The 19,596-nt window shown below is 61.0% G+C and carries 15 protein-coding genes; 6 read left to right on the top strand and 9 right to left on the bottom strand.

The genetic code is table 11. From position 1 onward, the window contains the following. The first annotated feature begins 146 nt into the window (after positions 1–146). Genes dndB through RAD15_RS24390 form a run of 5 tightly spaced genes read left to right on the top strand, consistent with a single transcriptional unit; the run spans position 147 to position 6,283 of the window. Positions 147–1,265, top strand: coding sequence for a DNA sulfur modification protein DndB (gene dndB, locus RAD15_RS24410; protein ID WP_458180743.1), 1,119 nt, complete (start codon positions 147–149; stop codon positions 1,263–1,265). Positions 1,266–1,270: 5 nt separating this feature from the next. Next, a complete protein-coding gene (gene dndC / locus RAD15_RS24405; protein WP_458180742.1) occupies positions 1,271–2,728 on the top strand; it encodes a DNA phosphorothioation system sulfurtransferase DndC in 1,458 nt (485 codons plus the stop codon). Then, positions 2,725–4,728 (top strand): DNA sulfur modification protein DndD, encoded by a 2,004-nt coding sequence (dndD, locus tag RAD15_RS24400; protein ID WP_458180741.1) that lies wholly within the window; start codon positions 2,725–2,727, stop codon positions 4,726–4,728. The genes dndC and dndD overlap by 4 nt, the downstream gene beginning before the upstream one ends. Beyond that, positions 4,709–5,086: a DNA sulfur modification protein DndE gene (gene dndE / locus RAD15_RS24395; RefSeq protein ID WP_458180740.1), complete on the top strand. Its 378-nt coding sequence runs from the start codon at positions 4,709–4,711 to the stop codon at positions 5,084–5,086. The genes dndD and dndE overlap by 20 nt, the downstream gene beginning before the upstream one ends. A gap of 9 nt (positions 5,087–5,095) precedes the next feature. Continuing rightward, a complete protein-coding gene (locus RAD15_RS24390; RefSeq protein ID WP_458180739.1) occupies positions 5,096–6,283 on the top strand; it encodes a cysteine desulfurase family protein in 1,188 nt (395 codons plus the stop codon). Between the two features lie 294 nt (positions 6,284–6,577). Here the strand turns inward: RAD15_RS24390 and RAD15_RS24385 are convergent, their stop codons facing one another. From RAD15_RS24385 to RAD15_RS24370, 4 genes are all read right to left on the bottom strand, one after another. Further along, the gene (locus tag RAD15_RS24385) at positions 6,578–7,489 is read right to left on the bottom strand and encodes a hypothetical protein (protein ID WP_458180738.1); all 912 of its coding nucleotides are present in this window, start codon (positions 7,487–7,489) and stop codon (positions 6,578–6,580) included. An 11-nt stretch (positions 7,490–7,500) separates the two neighbouring features. Then, positions 7,501–7,785, bottom strand: coding sequence for a hypothetical protein (locus RAD15_RS24380; protein WP_458180737.1), 285 nt, complete (start codon positions 7,783–7,785; stop codon positions 7,501–7,503). A 145-nt stretch (positions 7,786–7,930) separates the two neighbouring features. Beyond that, the gene (locus RAD15_RS24375; protein WP_458180736.1) at positions 7,931–9,925 is read right to left on the bottom strand and encodes a hypothetical protein; all 1,995 of its coding nucleotides are present in this window, start codon (positions 9,923–9,925) and stop codon (positions 7,931–7,933) included. Positions 9,926–10,366: 441 nt separating this feature from the next. Next, positions 10,367–11,872 (bottom strand): hypothetical protein, encoded by a 1,506-nt coding sequence (locus RAD15_RS24370; protein WP_458180735.1) that lies wholly within the window; start codon positions 11,870–11,872, stop codon positions 10,367–10,369. A 415-nt stretch (positions 11,873–12,287) separates the two neighbouring features. Between RAD15_RS24370 and RAD15_RS24365 the strand changes: the two genes are divergently transcribed. Further along, complete coding sequence (locus RAD15_RS24365; protein ID WP_458180734.1) at positions 12,288–13,328, top strand: hypothetical protein; 1,041 nt, start codon at positions 12,288–12,290, stop codon at positions 13,326–13,328. Between the two features lie 339 nt (positions 13,329–13,667). Here RAD15_RS24365 and RAD15_RS24360 read toward each other — a convergent pair whose 3' ends face one another. The 5 genes from RAD15_RS24360 to RAD15_RS24340 all read right to left on the bottom strand — a co-directional run bounded on the left by RAD15_RS24360 (position 13,668) and on the right by RAD15_RS24340 (position 19,571). Then, entirely contained in the window at positions 13,668–14,765 is a 1,098-nt protein-coding gene (locus tag RAD15_RS24360) for an NAD(P)/FAD-dependent oxidoreductase (RefSeq protein ID WP_458180733.1), read from the bottom strand. A 6-nt stretch (positions 14,766–14,771) separates the two neighbouring features. Further along, positions 14,772–16,304 (bottom strand): LodA/GoxA family CTQ-dependent oxidase, encoded by a 1,533-nt coding sequence (locus RAD15_RS24355; protein WP_458180732.1) that lies wholly within the window; start codon positions 16,302–16,304, stop codon positions 14,772–14,774. 9 nt (positions 16,305–16,313) lie between these two features. Next, a complete protein-coding gene (locus tag RAD15_RS24350; RefSeq protein WP_458180731.1) occupies positions 16,314–17,714 on the bottom strand; it encodes a ferritin-like domain-containing protein in 1,401 nt (466 codons plus the stop codon). A 218-nt stretch (positions 17,715–17,932) separates the two neighbouring features. Next, positions 17,933–18,241, bottom strand: a complete 309-nt coding sequence (locus RAD15_RS24345) for a hypothetical protein (RefSeq protein WP_458180730.1) — start codon at positions 18,239–18,241, stop codon at positions 17,933–17,935. Between the two features lie 28 nt (positions 18,242–18,269). Further along, complete coding sequence (locus RAD15_RS24340; protein ID WP_458180729.1) at positions 18,270–19,571, bottom strand: hypothetical protein; 1,302 nt, start codon at positions 19,569–19,571, stop codon at positions 18,270–18,272. Between the last annotated feature and the right edge of the window lie 25 nt (positions 19,572–19,596).

Genomic DNA, 19,596 nt, shown 5'->3' with positions numbered 1-19,596 from the left:
TGGCACGCGCAGGCTGACGGAATCCACGTGTTGAGGGGCGTCGACCGCGGCAAAAACGTCCTTGGACGTTTATTTTTGACTTCCAAAAGACTTCCAAAGCCGGTAAAGCAGACTTCCGAGGCGGAGATGCCCACGGAGCGGAGCTCATGACCACGAACACTCTCGACTTCACGGCGATCCGAGGAGTGCAGGCTTCGAGCGCCTATTACGTCATCATGGTCCCGCTTAAGGTCGTTCCTCGCCTCTTCCAATTCGATGACGGGATGCTCGGAGCGGCGGATAGGGCTCAGCGCGTTCTGAACCGCGCACGGGTGCCGGCAATCGCGAGCTATATCGTCGACAATCCGAGCGAATACATCCTGTCGTCCCTCTGCGCGTCCATAGATGGCGAAATCGAGTTTCAACCCGCTTCCCCCGAGGGCGCCTTGAGGGCGGTCGGCAGACTTCGCATATCCATGGATGCGACCATCCTGATCAACGACGGTCAGCACCGGCGGGCGGCCATCGAGGAAGCGATCCGCGAACGTCCCACGCTCGGGGACGAAACCATCTCCGTGGTGGTCTTCGCCGATCGCGGACTGAAGCGATCGCAACAGATGTTCGCGGATCTCAACATCCACGCGGTGAGGCCAACCAAGTCGATCAAGCTCCTGTACGACCATCGCGATGCGTTGGCCGGCCTCACCCGGAACGTCGTGAAGCGGATACCGCTGCTCCGGGATTTCACGTGCTTCGATACCAGCAGCATCTCGAACCGTTCCATCAAGCTCTTCACCTTCAGCAGCCTTCACCAGGCCACAGCCGAATTGCTCGGCAAGGCTCGCGGTGGGAAGGTCGAGGACGACGATCTCGAAAAGGCTGTGGATTACTGGACCGAGATCATCGGAAATATGCCCGATTGGCAGCGGGTGCTGGCAAGGCAAGTTGCGGCATGCGACCTGCGGCGCGACTATGTCCACGCTCATGGCGTGGCCGTGCAGGCGATCGCGATGGTGGTAGGACGCATGACGACGACCAATCCCAGGAATTGGCGGAAGAGGCTTCGGCGCCTGCGCGAGGTCGATTGGTCGCGCTCCAATCGATCTCTGTGGGACAACCGCGCGCTCGTGGCGGGCAAGGTGAACAAGTCGAAGAACAACGTGGTGCTGGTCGCCAACGTCATATCGAAGGCGCTGGGGGTTCCGCTTTCTCCCGAGGCTCAGCAGATCGAAGAACTCTATGCGCCCGTCGCTGGAGTCCGGACCGAGGCGACGAACGCGGCATGAATGGTATGCTCGACAACGACACGATCGAACAGCGTTACGCCGAGATCCGGGAGGTCTACCTCTCGGATACGCGGCCCTGGGTCGTCGGCTATTCCGGCGGCAAGGATTCGACATGCGTCCTCCAGATGGTCTGGACCGCCTTGTCTTCGCTTCCTCCCGAACAGCGCGTCAAACCCGTCTACGTCATCAGCTCCGACACGCTCGTCGAGACCCCGGTGATCGTCCGCTATATAGACGTTACGCTCGCCCGCATCGACAAATCGGCTCGGGAGCAAGGGCTTCCCTTCTCCTCCAAGAAAGTCGTGCCGACCGTAGAGCGCAGCTTCTGGGTCAACCTGATCGGCAAGGGATACCCGGCCCCGTCCCGGCGGTTCCGCTGGTGCACCGAACGGCTCAAGATTGAGCCCGCGGATGCGTTCATCCGGGAAAAAGTGGCGGAGTTCGGCGAGGTGGTGATGGTTCTGGGCGTGCGCTCGTCCGAGAGCGCCACCCGAGCCCAGGTGATGTCCTTTCATCGCATCAAGGGCTCGGTCCTCTCCCGACACTCTTCGCTTCTCAACGCGTTCGTGTACGCGCCGATCGAGGGGTTCTCGACCGACGACGTGTGGTCGTACCTGCTGCAGAATGCCTCTCCCTGGGGCAACGACAATCGCGATCTCGTCGCGATGTACCGCAACGCCCAGGGAGAATGTCCCGTCGTCGTCGACAAGACCACGCCGAGCTGCGGAAACTCGCGGTTCGGCTGCTGGGTTTGCACGGTCGTCGAACGGGATCGATCCATGGAAAACATGATCGACTCGGGTGAGGATTGGCTCGAGCCCCTGCTCGAATTCCGGGACCTTCTGTCGGCGACCCAGGACCCCGAGAAGAAGAAGATCTATCGCGAACACCGGCGTCGAAGCGGACACGTCGCTTTCATCGGCGATACCGATCAGCCCGTTCCCGGGCCTTACAAGCTGGACTTCTGCAAGTATCTGCTCGAGCGACTGCTGGAGACGCAGTTGAACCTGCAGAAGAACGCTCCGCCGGGCGAGGACAGCCTTCTGATCCAGGACGCCGAACTGCATGAGATCCGGAAGATCTGGAGATCGGAACGCGGCGATTGGGCCGACAGCGTCCCGGGCATCGCGAGAAAAGTGCTGAAGCGCGAGCTGAATTGGGTCGTGGAGGATGCGGTGTCGCTCGGCGCCGAGGATGCGAAGCTGCTGGACAGTCTGTGCAGCGCTCACGACGTGCCCACGGACCTCGTGATCCGCCTTCTCGACGTCGAGAAGGCCGCGCACGGGCTGAAGCGCCGCCATGCCGTGCACACCCGTATCGAGGAGGTGTTTCGGCAGGAGTGGCGCGACCTGGCGACCATCGTCGCGGAGCGTGCCGCATCCAGGATACCTTCACCGGCCGGCAACGCCGAGACGGATGCCGACCAGATGGAATTAGACCTCGAGCGCGGAGATCTGCCGTGATACTCCGAAAGATCAAGCTCGACGACTTCGGATTGTATGCCGGCAGCAACGAGATCGATCTCGTCCCTCGCGCGCCCAGAGGTCAGCCGAAACCGATCATCCTGATCGGGGGCAAGAACGGTTCGGGCAAGACTACCTTGCTCGACGCCGTCAGGCTCGCGCTCTACGGTCGAAGGGCTCTCGGCACGCGGGTAGCCTTGTCCGACTACGAAGCCCACCTTCGCGACCGCATCAATCGTACGGCATCGCAGCCGAGGGCGGCGGTCGAGTTGGAATTCGACTATGCCGAGGGAGGAGAGATCCACCGATATCGCGTCCGGCGCGAATGGGAGCTTCGCGGAAAGACCTTGACCGAAGAGCTTTCTCTCGAAAAGGACGGAGCTTCGGTCACGACCGTGCCGCGCGAAGAATGGCATATGTTTCTTCAGGAGTTGATCCCGCCGGGCGTCTCCCAACTCTTCTTCTTCGACGGCGAAAAGATCCAGCAGATCGCCGACGACGACGCCAACGAACAGATGGCCGACGCCGTCAGAAGCCTGCTCGGCATCGAATTGGTGGCAAGGCTGCGGACCGATCTTGCCCTTTTCATCGCGCGGCATGACGGTCAAGCGGGCCAGGAGGCCGCAGGCCAGCTGAACGACGTCGTCCATCAAATAACGGCTAACGCTCACCGCATCGAGGAATTGACCGGAGAAGTGGCGGAGCTTGCTTCCGCGCGGGACTCTCTGGCCCGTTCCGCCGAGCGGATCCGTCGGCGCTTCGTGGCGGAAGGCGGGGAAGAAGCGATGGCCCGCAACAAGATCGAGAGCGAGCGGGAGATCGTCGGCAAGGAAATCGGGCGCGCGGAACACGAGCTTAAGGAGCTCGCCAACGGGCTTTTGCCTTTCACCGTGGCGCCGAAACTCCTGTCGGGCTTCGCCAAGGCGCTCGCGGCGGAAAACTCGTCGGGAATCGCTCAATCGGTCGTGGCCTTGCGCACGGCGATCAATGCCTGGAAGAAGAGCGAAGCCCCGGAGCGCGAAGCGCGGTGGACCGACAAGCACTGGTCCGATCTGCGCCGCTTCGTCCATCAGCAGGCCAAGACCCCTTCGGGTTCCGCGCATGCTTCCGCATTCGCGGGACTCGGCGACGGGACGGCGGCGATCGCTCGACTTAGCGAGGTCGAGAACGTCGTCAATCCGAGAGCCCAGGCGCTGTTGCGCAGGCTCGAGCAGCTGCTGAGGCGCGAAAAGGATCTCGAGAAGAAACTCGCCCGCGCCGACCACGCGGCGGCCGGCGCCATCCTCGACGAGCTTCGACTCGCCGATCAGAAGCTGGGCGCGGCCGAAGCGGAGCTGAAGTCGCGACAGGCCGAACTCGATGCCGTCCGGGGCCAGCGCGTGACGCTCGAGCGGGAGCGTGGTCGTCTGCTCGACCGGCAGAGCGAGGTCGCGACGGCTTCTCATCGTGTCGACCTCGCCGGTCGAACGGCCGGTGTCCTGGCCGAGTACGAGCAACGGCTTCTCGACCACAAGCTCGTCCAGTTGAAGGCCGAGTTCGTGAGGTGCTTCCGTCATCTGGCCAGAAAGCCCGACCTGATCGGCGATATCAGCATCGATCCCGCGACCTTCGCGAGCAAGCTGCTCGATGGCGAGGGCAAGGAGATAAAGAAGGAGGCACTGTCCGCCGGCGAAAAGCAGGTCTATGCGATCGCGATGCTTTGGGCTCTCGCGCGCACCAGCGGTCGACCGCTTCCCATGATCATCGACACTCCGTTGGCTCGCCTGGACTCGGACCATCGCTCGAAGCTGATGGAGCGGTATTTCCCGGCGGCGTCCCATCAGGTCATCATGCTTTCGACGGATACCGAGGTCGATGCGCAGCGTGTCGAGGAGTTGCGGCCGAACATCTCTCATTCGTTCCGCCTGGACTACGACCCGGACGCGCGCCGGACGCAGGTATCGCATGGCTACTTCGCGGCCTCTTCGCAGGAGCAACCTCGTGCATTACAGCAAGCTTAGGATCTCGACCGACGCGACGAGCAGACTGCGATCGCTGCGTCAGAGGACCGGCTTGACGCCGAACTTGCTGTGCCGGATCGCCTTGATGAGCTCGTTGGAAGAGGGTCCCCTGAGAGGCTCTCCCGTGCCCGACGACGCCGGCGCGGAGTTCAACGCCTACACGCTCACCGGCGAATACGGAGCGTTGTTCGGTGCGCTTGCCAGGTGGGTCGAACGGAAGCCTGGCGATGACGCGGAGATCACCAACGAGGAGCTTCTCGAGCTGGTGCGCGCGCACATCCACCGTGGCGTCGGAACTCTTTCCGTCCGGGTGAAGTCCCCGGCCGACGTGCTCCGTCTAGTCCCCGCCCGCTCGTGAGAAGCTCATATGTCGGAACGCGTCTACCTCGACCACAATGCGACGACCCCGATCGATCCGGCGGTGCTCGCGGCTATGGAGCCGTTTTTCAGGACATTCTACGGCAATCCTTCGAGCGTCGAACATGAAGACGGGCACCTCGCCGCGAGCGCCGTGGAGCTCGCGCGCGAGCAGACGGCCGAAAGCATAGGCGCTCGCCCCAACGAGATCGTCTTCACGGGAAGCTGCACCGAAGCGGACAACATCGCGATTCTCGGGTTCGCCAGGGCTAATCCCGACAAACGGCACTTGATCACCACTTGCGTCGAGCATCCCGCCGTCCTTGAACCGGCCCGCGCGCTGGAATCGGAGGGTTGGCGGGTGACCTATCTGCCGGTCGACGAGTTCGGCATGGTCGATCCGGCCGAACTCGAGGCGGCGATTACGGACGAGACAGCTCTGGTCTCGGTGATGGCCGCCAACAACGAGGTGGGCACCCTGCAGCCGTTGGAGCGGATCGGCGCAATCTGCTCGGAAAAGGGCGTGTTACTGCACTCGGATCTGGCGCAGACATCCGCCTATCGCCCCTTTGACGTCGAGAAGCTCGGCATACACATGGCGAGCTTGTCGTCTCACAAGGCCTACGGACCGAAGGGCGTCGGTGCCCTGTACGTGCGATCGCGCAAGCCGCGCGTGAAGATCAAGCCGCTGATCCTGGGCGGGGGACAGGAACGCTCGATCCGACCCGGGACACTGAACACCGCAGGCATCGTCGGCATGGGCGAAGCGCTGGCGCGAGGACGGACGAACGCCGCACGGGACTCCGCGCGGCTTCTCGGAATGTGCAGAGGTTTCATCGTCAGATTCCTGAAGGAAGTGCCGACCGCCAAGCTCAACGGGCATCCCGAGATGCGCCTTCCGAACAACATGTCGTTTTCGGTCGAGGGCATCGAGCCGTTGGCGCTCATGCGCCGCCTTCGCGACCGCGTAAGCATATCGGCCTCCAGCGCCTGCGCTACGGACAAAGTCACGACCTCTCACGTGCTCAAGGCGATGTTCGGAGAAACGCCGCGGGCGCGCGCCGCCTTCAGAGTCGCGCCGGGCCGCTTCACTTCGGCCAATCAGCTCGAATGCGCCCTCGAGCATATGATTGCCGAGATCAGGAATCTTCAGGGCTACCGAAGCGGGCCAAGCGGTTCGATCAGGGCTGCAAGTTGATCGCCTCCTCGATCGCTTTCCGGATGTAAGAGCGCCCCGACCCCGATGCGTTCTTATACTCGTCGGCGGAAAAATCGATCGTTCTTGCGGCGTCCAAGCTCTTCGTGAAGAAGTCGACGCTGATGCGCTTCTTCTCAAGCGCAGCCGGTGCGAGTTTGCGCAGAATATCGAAGAGTGCCTGTACTCCCACAGTCTTGATTATGTACGAGCCGCCTTTTGCGTCCTTCCAGAAGACGTCTTCGCAAGCGGTCAAAAAATTGAATACGGTCGTGTAAATGAGTGTGTCGTTGCCTTCTACGAATATCTCTCTCGGCTGGAGCGCCAGCGCGACTTCGGAAGGTCCGGAAGCGCACGGTCGCGGGCGCCGGTCGGGCAATCAGGAGGTTTTGCGAGCGCCGCTTTTCGCGTCTTCGACTTCGTGCCGGACGGATCCACGGTCATCATCTTGAGGAGTTCGATGACCTTGCTGCGCCGTTCGCGGTCCCGGATGCGCGCGAATACGAGAAGATCGTGGGTTCGCGTGCGGTTGGCCGTAAGAAGCGTCGAACCGTCGCCCACCGAGATGCGGACGAGCTTCCAGGCTGGGTTCACGGTGCCGGACGAGATGACCACGAATTTTATGTGGTACGACATGACGTCCTGCTTGAACGTGTCGCCAGCGTCGCTCGGTATTTGCGACGACGGCAGCGCGCGCTCGGTCTGGAGCCGGTCACGCAACCAAGACGAAATTCCCAGCTCGCTTTCCAGAAGTAACGAGGAACCATGAAAGGACGGTCTGTCTGCGGCGCAGGTCCCGCCCGAAAATCTCCTCAGCTTGTCGAGATTCCAATAGGTACTGAACTTGTCCTCCCGAGTGCCTTGAGACGAGAGGGTGGCTCCCAGACCCAATGAGCGGGACTGGCTTTCGGAAAGCGGTTCGATAAACGAAACACCAGGGTTCAGCGCACCAGTTTCGTCCACCTGCAGATCTACAGTAGTCTGCACGCCCCATCGCGATGGTAGCAGAATGTCGTTATCGTGTACCGCCTGGACGATATCGCAGTAGATTTTCTCCCGGATCTTGTACTCTAGATCGCCTCCTGCCGTCAGGACCGGCGTACGGGTGGTCTCCCATGCTTCCTGCATCTGGGGAACGTACGTGCCGCAGCCTCCGAGCGTGAGCGCCGGCACTCCCGCTGCGAGCCAGATCCATTTGCGCAGCTTCATGACTGCCATCGTCATTGTTTCGGCGACTTCGTCAGCGCGTCGAAGAGCGATTGGACCGGCACACCGTTCACGGTAAGCCCTTCGAAATGGGCCGCGCAGGACCAGAGACAAGCCGTCCTGCCGCCGGAACTGCTTTTTGCGACGTTGCAGAAATTTCGATCGCATCTCTCGGGCTGCGCCGGTAGAATATCCTGGCAGGAGGGCTCCTTCTGCGTCGGGCAAAGTATGTCGTCGGCCGAGGCGAGCGTCGCCGACATGAGAATCAAGCCGCACGAAAGCATCAGCGCTCGATACATGTGGGCCCCCCAAGAATACGCTGCGAATTCCGCACCAGAACAACGGCTCCCGATCGCGGGGTCCGCAACCCCGGTACTCCCCGTGCAGTCGAGCGGATCGCCCCCCGCTCGACTGGAGCACGTTCCTCCATCGTCCGATGGTGGGCTATTGCACGATCTCGATCTTAAGCTTACCGAATCCCTTGGTCGCATCCACGTCGTCCCAGCCCGCCGGAAGATTTGCTATGCCGGGGCATAGGAGATCCTTGCGCTCCTTGTTCGCTGGCGTGACCGAGAACGTCTTGAGGGGCGGATCGACGGGCTGACCTTGCGCGTCGAGCGGTCTCATGACGTGGCGATAGACATGGCTCGCCACCTTGTTACCCATGACGATCCCGTCGTCGGCATCGAAGACCCAATGGACGCCCATGAACACTCGACTATCGGCGTTCTCGCGTTCCGCGCAATCGAGCATCAAATCTCGATCATTGCAGACCTTCGGATCGGTCAGCTTGTCGTCGGGCGAGCATCTCACGTAGTTGAACACGTCCTTGTTCCTTCCGTTGAACTCGTCGGATTTGAACTTGAACTTTGCGGTCGGCTTCACGAATTGGCGAAGCTCGCCGAAGAGCGCTCCTCCGAAGACGGCATGCCCGGACGGATAGGACGGAAATGGCGGCGTGATATTGAACGGTTGGTCCGAGTTGGTGATTTGCGCGCCTACAGGAAACCATTTCGCGGCAACGGTTTTGCCCATCTTCGCGGCGTCGAGTTCGTCGAGGGCCCGAATGTAGGTCACGGGTCGAGGAAACTGAAAATGGAATTTCGAGTCCCATGCCGCAATGGCGGCATCGGCCATCGCGATGTTGATCATGGCATAGAAACGAGCCACGTCGGTTACCGAGGCGATATCGATCACGCCGTAGCCGTCGCTCGGGTTCATTTCGATCTGCCGCAAGGCGGCTCCGGCGATCTGATTGTAGAGCCGCGCCGGCGCGCAAAGGTTGGCCGTGCCGTCGTATGCCCAGAACTGCGCGATGAGAAGCCCATCGCCTCCCGCCGGCGGTTGGGTGATCTTGCCGGCGGGATCCAGCCGCGTCTCGCGGGCGTCCTTGTTCACAGCCGCGTAGGACGGCAGCTTGCCGTAGGCGCCGTTCAACTGGGCGACGACACCCGCGGGTGCATCCTTCTCTGCGATCCGAAATTGGAAGCCCGACGTCAGAACGAAAGGTCTCACTTCGCCCCAGGAGGCGCCAAGTGCCGTCTGCAGCGACGAGACCGGATCGACCTGCCATTGCAGGAAGGCGTAGTCGGCTCCGCCGGGTGGACGCCGCGGAACGAACTCTCTGTTCCAGATCGGCTCCTGGCGCTCTGCGCCGTCGTGAGACCGTTCGCTCATGATCTTGCCGGCGACCGACCGGCCGATGTCGATGCCAGCCTTACGTTGATTGTCGTCCGAAATCGACTTCATCGAGCACACGTAGTACGCAGCGAGGCTGAACTGTCCCTTTGTGTTCGAAGGATCTGCGGCGTCCGCAGGCTGATCGTTCAACCCGGGATAAAGCCAGGCGCTGATCTGATAGGCCGCCTCCACGATGGCTGCGTCCTGCGATGCGTTGCTGGTCGGACCGCTATCCCAACCGGACAGCGTGGAGACGAACTTGCGATCGAACGCGTTCGCCGCTTCGAATATCGCTTGATGGATGAGAGCAAGGGCTCGGGAAGCGCGCGCGGGCCCGAATTGCTGATGGTATGTGTTGGGGCTGTTTCCGATGAGGGCGCGATGATCGAGCGCAGTCAGATCCAGCGAGATCAAGTGCCAAAGGATGACGTACTTGCGCTTGTCTGAACTATCGACGACACCACACAGGTCGGCCGAGTTGATGGTTTGAGGCGTCGAAAGCGTCTGTAGAGCGACCGATCCTGAAAGAACGTTCTGGCCGAACACGCGCTTGAGCTCTGCGGCGCTTTGCGTCTGAACACCGCTTCGCTGGGCCGCCTGACCGGGCTGCGGCAAGGCCGGCGACGTCAGGGCGCCGGGAGAAGAACCGTAGATCCGCTGAAATTCCTGTCGGCTTTCGGGCGCCAATCCCTCGGCTCGAACGACGACGAAAAGGTCCATCGAGATCAAGAGCGAGACTGCGAACAATGCGAAACGCATGCGACCTCCGAGCGTGCACGTCTTGGAATGAAATGACTTCACTCAACGTTCCGTAGTCGAGAACGAGCAACATATCGCAGCCCGGCAAGCGCCCGACCGCCTCGAATTGCCCCGCCTCTATATGTCACGCTGTTAAGGCAGAAGTGTCCTAGGAACCACCCTAGGTACGTTGGGCGCATTCACGCGCAATTCGACAATTACAAACTGCCTAAGCGCTGCATTGGGCGCGCGCCTCGATCCAGCCCTGAAGGACGGGGCTTGCGGCGCGCAAGACATTTCAGGGCGACGTCTGGCCCTGATGGAACAATGATTGGTGGTAACCTAAGCCCCGGAGCAGGCAAGGCGGATGGCACGCCTTCGCTCGGTGCAGAAGGCTAGCTTTTCTCCGTCGCACTCGCAGAGAATCTGCATCGCGAAGCGGCCTTGGAATCGAACCAGATACTACGGTTGGGCCGGCATCATGTTCAGCTTAAGCGCATAGCGGGCACCAAGGCGAGGATATTTGATCGTCATGATCCTGCCCAGCGAAGGGTCGAGGTTCGAGAAATGCACTCCTTCTACCTCTTCGGCATCCCAGCGACGCAATAAGACCTCTTCGATACCCCCCACCGTTAGCGTGGGCGCTTCACAAAAGAGATCGGGGTCGTGGGAAAGACGAATCTCGAGTGCCTTGGTGGGTTTCGTGACATCAAAACATATTAAGTCGCTGACTTCGGGATCCAGGGAAAGGGGTTTAGTTTTGTAGTTGAATTCGATGCGAACCGCTTCGGCTACTGCATCGCCTCGCGGTATCGCGTCCTCGAGTGCGACTTTCGCGAAGATGATCAGCTCCTGAGCCATGACTTCAGCCGGGCTTTTCTTGTCCGCGATCGACACCACGGCCGCTTTGGTTGAAACGTTGCCTTTTGTTCCCGTGGGGTAGTCCAATCTCGCGTTTTCGACTTCGATGTCGCCCACGACGCAATGCGTCATCGCGATCCGAAGCGTTTGGTCAATCTTACTCGACGGCGTGCCCATTACGTCGATCGTCATGACGTCCTGCAACACCAACGCGTCCTTGCGGATCGTCATCGCGATTATTCGGGAGCTGATTGCCTCTCCGTACCCCGCGGACTGATGCAGGAACATGGATGCGTCACCGGCCCCGATGTGCTCTTCGCGGTCGAAGCCAGCGGGCGAGGCCATCACCTTGTAGGCCAACTCGCCGGGCAGGCCGGCTCCGGAACGGCCGATAGCGATTGCCGCCCGAGCGCACAATTTGCTACCCGGGATGCTGAAGAAGCGGACGCTTCCTCGCGATGCGAGAAGTCCGGGGAGTATCTGGGCCAACCAACATGGGAATAAGGCGGACAAGAGAAACGCCGCGACGAAATCGCCGAAGAACTGCTCCGACAGGTGCGCGATCTGATGCGACAATGCGCCGACGGGCTCCGGTACTGCCGGGAAAAGTCCGGCAAGATATCGAAAGAACGCGATCGTATTCGCGCGAACTGCATCATCGCGTGTCTCTGGCGACTTTTCGATCGCAACGGCGAGCAAGGCTACTGCACTCAGGCTTATGATTTGGCGGCCGATCAGAAAGCCATCGAAGTTCGCAAAGACCGTTTCGAGGAAACCCGGAAGGCTTTTCCGCTGCTTGTCCAATAAGTTCGGATATCTGGCAATGGCGGCTTGCAGCCCCTCGCGATCGGCCTTGTGCAATTGCGTCACGCTATGGCTGACGCCCTCTGACAGGAACAGCACGAACAACGCGACGAGGTAGAACAGAACGACCCAAGCCCCCCATTTGTCATGGGCTGCCTGACGGCTGAACGAGAGAATACCTCGCTCTATTAGAAGGCCGAGCGTTATGGCCGCCACTACGATCCAGAACAGCTCTAGGCCATTACGAAAGCGATGCGGCGGCGAACCGGCAACGGGCGCAGGCCCGGGTTCGGGGAAGGTCATTTAAGAACTCTCGCATAAAATAAAACGGAGCGCCGGTATAAGAAATAAGCTAAAACTATCTAAGGTTGCAACTTCGGCGCTAATATAGAACTTCCAAGACTGCTTACCGCTTCAGGATTGGTCGGATCTTGCCTGATCAGAATGCGGGGGCCGTTCGGAAGGTCCTCCGGAAGGTGTCGGCCTGCTGCTCGGCGCAACGGGTGGTGGACGATGAGCCAAATCCGGATTTGCCCTCCCGGAGGAGGTGCCGATTTCCTGGAAATCTTCCCAAGACACGATGCGACCCGATATCTTCATCTGACTAACCTCGTCCCCCGTACTCCCATAAGTAGTAAATTATTGACAGAGAATCACGTCCAAGTTAGCGATAAGTTAATAACTTACGCGCGACTTCACGGATTTGTGGTAGTATTTTATGGAAAAGGGGCCCATTCGCAAAGACAACTTGTTGAATAAGTTATGTTTTGTGCGTTTCGGACTTTCTCTCGAACAACAGGGCAAAGAGTTTCGCCAAGAGCTTTTCGGCCGCCTGGAGAGGCTCGATCCGCCTCCAATTTCGTCTCAGACAATCCGATACTGGTTCGAAAAGAACAGCGCTCCCACCCGCCAGCCGGCCTTTCAATTCTTGCACGACTATTTCGACGAAGCCGTGGATTACACCGCTCTCACCCGCAATCGCAAGAAGGTCTACAATCAAGTTTCGGCTTTCCTGCGCGACATGATCGCGATCCAGCCGACGGAAAAGGTTTCCGAGAAAATCTATGCTTCCTCCAAGGGACGTATAGTCATCGACCTGGGCGGCCCCGAACTTGATTTCGTTCACGCAAATATTGCGCAATTGCAGGGCGTCTATCGGACCTATCGCGTGCGCCTCTCTGAGGCGGAGGTGAAGCCCTACGCCCAGGAAGTTCTCCGCCTCTATCGCCGAAAGACGGAAGTACGGTTCGAGCACTACTATCTCCAGGAAGGCTCTCGGTTATCCAAATTCGAAGGAGTGGCCACTGGTATTGGCGACATCCTTTGGCTGATCGGGGCGTCGAATTCCTCGCCCGAGCGACTGCGGATCATGAACTTCCGTTTCGTGCCGACAAGCAGCGACCGATATACGCAATTGCGTTGGGGACTTCTGCTCAGCGACGTCTCGATTCCGTCCTCGAGAGATCCCGCTGCGTGTCGGATCGTGCTTATGAAGGTCGACGATCCCGGTCCTACCATCGCCGGGTTCGTCCGCGACAATGTAAGGTTCGTGTCGACCGAGGATATCAAGGAGCCCGCCGGAGCGTTGATTACGAGGCTGATCGACAACAATTTGACCGCCGCGTCATCGCACCGCTCGGCCGAACCTGCGGTCGAACGAGACGGCCGCCCCGTGCGGGATATGATTTTGAAGGTAAGCCAAGCGACGCTGGACGCGGCGATCGAAAAATTGTCATCGAGGGCTGACAGCCAGGCCTAAGGACATCGGGCGCCGACACGTACTCGGTTCGCGCTGCAAATTGGACGTCGAGTTTCGGCGGCGGCGCGCCAATCGTCGCGCTCTTCATCGTCAATAAAAATCTGGTCGGCGGCGGCACGACGGTTGTTGGAAAGAGCCGACAAGGGCCTCGACTCCGCCAAAGCGACCGGCCGTAACTGCACCGCATGGCCGCCCTCCTCCGACCGAGTCGCGGCTCCAGCCCTTGTTCCTGACGAATTGTCCGGCGCGTGGGCCGATCGAAACGCGGGTCGTTTCGAGAAACGTCCCACTCCGACGCGGGGCGCCGACGCTTCGGCCGTGCGCCGGAGCGGCGCCCATCTAGAAAGAATTGTCGCCCCTGCGCCTCCAGAACGTGCCGCTTCGCCGTCGCTCGGCGGCGTACACCGAGAACCGCTCCGAAAGGTATGCCTCGTACTTCGCGTCGAGGTGCTTTCCGTATTGCCCGAGCACTGCGCCCGCCAAGAACCTGCATCGCTCGAGTTCGCCGGCGAGGTACTCCGCATGTTCCAGGGCATGCATGATACCGCTCGATGAAAGCGGGTCCGTGCTTTGAGCACAGTCGCCGGCAAGGCACCAGCCTGGGCCCACGGCAGGGCGGGCGCGGAAGGAAGAAGCGTCGGCGCTGAACATTTCGGCAATGCCGTCGGCGTTGCCGCTGAGGACGCGAGACGCGGCTATCCCGCATTGCGAGATTTCACCAAGGAAGAACTCGGCGGATTTGGATGGGCGAAGAGACGACCCGCGCTCGGATTCGGTGAACAGGTTGATCATCAACTCTCCGCCCGGCACCCCCACCGAGTAAGCCCATCCGTTCTCGTAGGTCTCCACCGCGGGTCGCGCGTCGCCTGTATAGCTGGTCAACCTCATACCGAGGCAGACGAGCTTGTCGAACCGTCGACGCTGCACTGGTAGGCAGTCGATGCGCGGCCCGTTCCTGCCGCCGCACAGGATCAGAAAGGAAGCGCTCGCCGAGTGCGACCGACCGTCTTCGTCGAACGCGATTTCCCATGATCCGCTCGGCCGCCGGATCGAGACGAGCCGCACCCGGTCCCGCAGAACGGCGCCGGCTCCCCGAGCTGCGCGTGCGAAGGACAGATCGAAGCGAGCGCGATCGAGGACGATGGAGCTTCCGCGTACGTCGAGGATCGAGTTTCGCTCGCTGGGCGGTCCGCCCCATGCCGAAATGAACTCGTTCGACTCTAGATGCTCGCTCCGCCAACAAGGATCGAGCAATCCCGATCTGTCGACGACCGAACATGCGGACGACGACAGGTATTCGCCGAAGCGTCGTGCCGTCCACTCCGACCTCTCGAGAAGCAGCACACGAAAGCCGGATGTGCATAGCTTGGCGGCGGCAGCGCTGCCGCACACGCCTGCACCGACGACGATCACGTCGAAATCGCCCGACGGGATCACGTTCGTTCAGGCGCGGGGAATGGATGGATCGCGTTCGCGCTCGTTGAGAGGAGCATCTCCGACCCGCGGCTTCTCGACGAGACCAAGCATCCAGAACTTGTCCACCAGTGCTTGATGATCCGGAATCGACTCGCTCCATTCCTTGCGTCCCGCGGCGTTGTCGACGAATACGTCGATCGGCCGCTGAGAAGGCCACCACGCGGATGTAACGCTCTGCATCTCGCATTCGAAGAAGTCGGATTGCCATGGACATGCCATGGTACGGGTGATGAAACCTGCCCTCGGTGTTTGCTGGACGCCGGCGTAAATGAAGGGCTTATCGGTGATCCGGAAGGGCGAGGAATACATATCCGGCGAAGTCATCCGGATGCCGGCCTCGATGCCGGGAAAAAATCCTCCGCCAACTCCCTGCGATAGGGACGCCCGATCGAGCCCGGCAGGCGTAAGCGCTTCTTGCGCAGGCGCCGGCTGGTAGTCGGAATCGAAGTTGCCGTTTGCCCAGGCTTCAAGCACCTTCTTCTGGTTGGCGGTCAACAGATAGTTGGCAAGCACGCTCCCCTGTATTCCCAAGAGCAAGGACTGGGTATCCTTGCGGAGCTTGTCCGCCGCCGGCGTTCCGGATCTCGAGAGCGTCGCATAGTCCGTAGAGACCCTACTCCAGATGCCGAGCTTCGACACCCGCTGTAGACCGCTCGCGGCCGCGATGATCGGCAGCACGTCCTTTTGGAAGGACGGCCTGGCTGGAGGCGCCAGGTTCGCCGCCTGTGCCGCGACGTCGTAAAGAGTGGTGATGCCGCCCGTATACGGGGCGAAATCAGGCGGTGCGACGATCACCCAGGCATGCTTCGCGACTACGCGGTCGGGCTGGCCGTCGATCCGAATCGTCGCGCTGATCGGCCCATCCGAGACGTCGTCGTACCATCCCCAGTTGTTCGCGAAGTCGTTGAGCGGGTGACCGGGCGCCTGAGAACGGTCGCCGAGCGGCTGCCCGGGAGGAACGCTTGCGGAAATTCCGCGTCCCCCCAGGACCAGGAGACGCCCCTTATGATCTGTCCTGAGCTCGCCGAGATAGACCGGCGTCCCCTTGAACTTGCCTTCGATGCTTGCTCTCACGGTCTTGTTCGCGCCGACGATGGGGGCGAAGGCCGGCCGGATGACGAGATCGACCTGGTTGGCGTCGGGATTGCGCAAGCGATGCGCATCTTCGGGCAGGGTTTCGCTGGTGAACCAACCGGCGGCGGCCTTTTCGTTCGCCAGATTGACGCGCCATTCGATCTGAATGCCCTCTCCTTCCACAACTTCCGTGAAGGTCTCGCCGCCGTCCTGAGCGATATCGACGGCGTAAAGGCGGAATCGTGCCGCCTGTCTCCGAAGCTTGTGATTGGCATCCTTGTATCGCTTCACGGGGACGACCGCGTCCTGTGGATCCAGTTCGATCGGTCCCACGTTCGGGATTTCGGGGGCGAGGAAAAAGTCGTCGGGACTGTTTCCGAGCCTGGCGATTCCGATTCCGGGATAGATCCGATATTCGGTGGGCATGCGACCTCCTCAGGACGTTCTTGCTGGAAACCGGTCTTCGTCGTTCTGACGCATCGTGTCGATCAGGTCCTGCATCGACGCTTCCACGCCGGCGGCGAGCGCATCTTTCATCGCGGCGGCGGCCGACACGTGCAATTGCTCGAGAACCGCGTCGAGGCCGGCCGCGTCGTTGGGCAGCACGAAACCCGCTATTCCGAACGTCGGCGCGGCCGACGGGCCGCCGCCCCCGGCCTTGCAAGGTACGTTCGCCAATCCCAGGGCCAATCCCTTCAAGAACCCCAGCATCTCGTCGAACGCCCAACCGACGTATTTCGTTCGGGTCGCCATGTCCGAGGCTTTGGTACGATCTCGCGATAGAGAGGCGCGGATGGCGGTCAGGGCGATCTGATATCGAAGATCGAGCAGACGGGCGAGCGCCGCGGCGGCGGGGTTGGTGATCCTGTTCGCTTCTCGCGTCGGATCCTGCGAAGGTTGCGCTGAGACGAAGGGGTTCGTCGGCCAGTTGCTGGCCGGCAACGATCCGAAGTCCGTGCTCTTGTAGATCTGGATGAACTGCTCGAAATGGGAGAGCTGGTTGCCAAAGGCCACGCCCTCGCCTTGGGAAGCGATCTCGAAGATCGTATGGAGCGCGGCGTCGCGAGAGCCGACGCTCGCGAAGACTCCGCCCCGGTCGTGTCCGCTACTCCATTTGCGTTCCGCGACGGGATCCACCTGATAGGTCGTCGCAGTTCCACTTCCGGGAAACGCGACCATGTGCCGACCGGGATCGAAACCCGCCGACGCGATCGCGGACCATTCCTCGGTCGGAAAATCGTTCTCCTGAAGCAGCCAGTATAATTTCGCGTAGATCAGGCCGACCGGATGCACCGTTCTGCCCTGCTGCCGCGCTCGGGCGATGATGGGATCCATGATGGCCCGCTGGTCGGCGGTCATCAGGTCCTGGCTGGGCATTTCGGTCAGGAGGAAATCCTCGAGCACGGAGAACGAGAAGGGCCTCAGCGTGAACGGAAACGGATCGAGAGTCGGCGCGGGATCCTGGTCCTGGCGGGCTATCGAAGGCATCGACCCCAGAAACAGCATCAGATTCTGCACCGTGATGAAATGGCACATCTCCTGGATGGCGATATCCACGATGGCGGTCGCGATGGGATTGGAGCCGAGGGACCAGGCGGCGTAGAGATATTCCACGAGCAGAGCGTGCTCGATCTCGGAGCCGGCACGTAGATACACCAGTGCCTCTTCCGGCGGCGTCGTCCCGGGCACGTGAGGAACGCCGAACGCCTTCACCAGCTCGCGCAGCGGCGCCGGCATCACATCCGCCCGACCGGAGAACTCCCGAGAGCTGGAGAGATGGCTCTCCGGCGCCTTCCATTCGATCCGCTGCCAAGGGCCTCCATCAAGCCGCGCCACTGCCGAACTCCCTCTATCGAAAAACGTCTGCAATCTGACACACGGCCGACGGTCGTTGCCCTAGGAGCGTCCCCAGGTCGGCTTCGGCTTGCATGGGTTGTCGGTCAAGCGCATCGGCCAAGCGCGTGCTTTGCGGTGTAATCTCGCTTTTGTCCGCGATATTCTCGAGCGCTCTTCGAGAATCGAACGGCTTGTCGTCGGCGCGGAAATCGTCGCTGTCAGTCGGGACATCCCTGGTTGATCCAGTCGACGATCTCCTGGACTTGATCATCCGGGATGAACGGACCGCCCTTCGGCATCCGCAGCGCTGGACTGCTGATGCCGGTGCGCAGATCGATGACGAGATTTGTCTTGTCGCCGCTGCTGCCGATCAATTCCGGCTGGATCAGCCGTTTGTTGTGGCCGATCGCAGCCAACAACTCTGCCTTGGTCGCCCAGGAGAACGTCGGCCCGTGATTGGAAAGGTCGGCCGCCGAGCCGTTCTGCTTCTCCCATACGGACATACCCTGATCGAGGATGTCCTTCACCCGTTGAAATCCCATTGCTCTCCTCCCATTATGGCGTATCGCTGACGAATCTCGAGAATATGTGGCTCACGTTGAGCTTCTTCGCCGTCATAAGCACGTTCCCCTGCGTGTCGGTGACCCTTCGAGCATCATGACAACTGAAGCAGTTCACGAACGTATCCTGCGTGAACGATTCCATCGCCATGCTCGACAGCCCGTCTTCGCCGACGACGATCGCGCCATCCGAATCGGGCCCGACTCCGGGGGGATTTGCGAGAGGTTTGCCGAGGAGGAACGTAGTCTCGGGATGATCGAGCCAGATCGCCCCGACCAGCCGATAGCGACTGCGTTTGTCGGGGCCGCGTTTGGCGAAATCATCCCGCATGTGGCCGTTGAGGCTCACGACGTCGTCGTCCTCGGGCACGTTCTGCTGTTTGGAGGTCGGGAAGAGACGGAAGATTGACGTCTGGAAGGTGGCGCCCTTCGTGAAGCTTTGGGCGACGGAATCGAAGGCCGCCACGAGATCCGCATCGGCCGGCAATTGATTGGCCGGGGGCGTTGAGGTGCCACCTTTGTACAGAATAAAGTTGTTCGGGTTTACGGGCGCATTGTTCTTCGAGCCGTCGGGAAACGGTCCGGCTGGCGCGAGGTCGCCTACCCCGGCCTCGTCTACGTGCTCGAAGGTCGCCCAAATCATTTCGGGATGCCCTTCCAGAGCGAAGACGACGTGGATCGCCAAAAGCGCGACTGTCACTTCCCGGGGGGGTGCGCTTTCGTCGACGTCGATGGACGAGCCGACCTGCTTCAACACGGGCACCAAGGCCTGCGTCGTGATGAAGCCGTCGCGCGAACTACCGGCGGGTACGATCTGCCAGGCGGACTTCAGCTCGAGCACCCCCTTTTCCAAGGGCAGATTGGCATCCGCGGCCTGCAACGCAGCCTTCGTGGTCAGCCCATTGCGACCGACGAAGTCCGCGAAGGTTTGATTCATGTGGATGGCGTAGAAGATCGGATTGCCCCTCTGGTCCACGAGCAGTCCGTTCAGACCGGCCTGGCGGGCGCCAGCATTCACGACCGCCGCCTTTCCCGCAGGATCGGTCGTAGGATCGTTCGACCCCTTGAGAGAACGAGGCGCAAGCGAGAGCATCTTGCCGCGCTGTGGCGCGAACTTGACGGCAAATTTCCGGCCGAACACGTCGGAAATCGTCGGATAGGAGAGAAACGCCGCTCGTCCGTCGGTGTCGGGCTGCGTAGCGAACAGGAAAGTTTGCCACGCCGGCTTATAGAATCCGCAATCCGGCTCAGGATGCGGTGGCGGTTTGTCGTAGGTCGGCGCGGGGGTGTTGGGCAACCAGGTCGGCTCGCTCGGGCAGTCC

It is taken from the genome of Bradyrhizobium sp. 14AA (assembly GCF_054185205.1).
This window is presented reverse-complemented; position numbering and strand designations above follow the sequence as displayed.